Below are 960 nucleotides of genomic sequence, written 5' to 3' on the forward strand. Positions count from 1 at the left end.
GGCGGGGGCGGTACGCGGGGTCATGGTCGGCTCCTGGCAAGCGGTCAACGGGGCAAGGGAACAACGATGGCGTTACATGCGTTCGCCGGGCAGGCTGCTGGCCTGTTCCACCCAGCGCGTGAACTGCGCTTCATCCAGCGGTACATGTTCCTCGATGTGCAGGTAGCGCGTGTCCTGGCTGCGCGACGCCACCGGGGGCACCGGCTGCAGCGACAGGCCGCGGAAGAAGGCCACCTTGATGTAGCCGGTGAAGCAATGCAGGCTGAGGAACCAGCCGTCGCCCGGCTGGCCATACAGCGGCGAATTCCACTTCACTGCCTTGTGCACGCCGGGAACGGCGGCCACGATCAGCGCGTCCAGCCGCGCGCCAACGGCGCGTTTCCAACCAGGCATGGCCGCGATGTACGCCTGCACGGGCGCATCGCCGTCGCCTTTGGCGATCTGCGGATTGCCGCCGGACAGCAGGCGGGGTGCTTCAGATGCGGGGCGCGCAGGCGGTCTGGTCGACATGGCAGGTCTCTGCGGCGGGGTCCCTCCGCCTTATAGACCCGTGCGCGGCGCATGACAATGCACGCACTCAGCGCCGGTGTCGGTAGACCAGGTCCGTGGGGTCCGCACGCGGCGCCGCATCATCGCGCACAGCGCCCATGCGCTGCGCGACCCGCGCGGAAGCCACATTGCCGGGACTCATGTAGCTGACCAGCGTGTCCAGCGCCAACGTCGTGTACGCCCAATCACGCAGCGCGGTGGCGGCTTCGGTGGCATAGCCCTGGCCCTCCTGCCCGGCATACAGCAGCCAGCCCAGCTCCTTCTCCGGGAACAGCGGACCGTGGTTGATGCCGACCTGGCCGATGCAGGCGCCGGTGTCGCGGTGCTCGATCATCAACGCGCCGTGGCCGAAAAAGTGCCAGTTCGCCAGGTCGTGGCAGAACAGGCCCCACGCGCCGCGTTGGTCATAGG

The 960-nt window shown here is 68.3% G+C and carries 2 protein-coding genes; both read right to left on the minus strand.

Annotated features, from left to right (window positions below; genetic code table 11):
• Nucleotides 1-72: 72 nt before the first annotated feature.
• On the minus strand, nucleotides 73-510 hold the full coding sequence (locus tag OC534_RS19275; RefSeq protein ID WP_017355758.1) for a DUF1801 domain-containing protein: 438 nt from the start codon (nucleotides 508-510) through the stop codon (nucleotides 73-75).
• 67 nt (nucleotides 511-577) lie between these two features.
• Nucleotides 578-960, minus strand: a 383-nt coding sequence (locus tag OC534_RS19280; protein ID WP_262072418.1) for a GNAT family N-acetyltransferase, incomplete at its 5' end; no start/stop codon positions are given.

Origin of the sequence: Stenotrophomonas sp. Marseille-Q5258, from assembly GCF_946900935.1 — a bacterium.
Lineage (GTDB): Bacteria > Pseudomonadota > Gammaproteobacteria > Xanthomonadales > Xanthomonadaceae > Stenotrophomonas > Stenotrophomonas nematodicola.

What these genes read in the sequence shown, in the direction of transcription:
- OC534_RS19275 (WP_017355758.1), bottom strand. Translation starts at nt 510, where the DNA reads ATGTCGACCAGACCGCCTGCGCGCCCCGCATCTGAAGCACCCCGCCTG.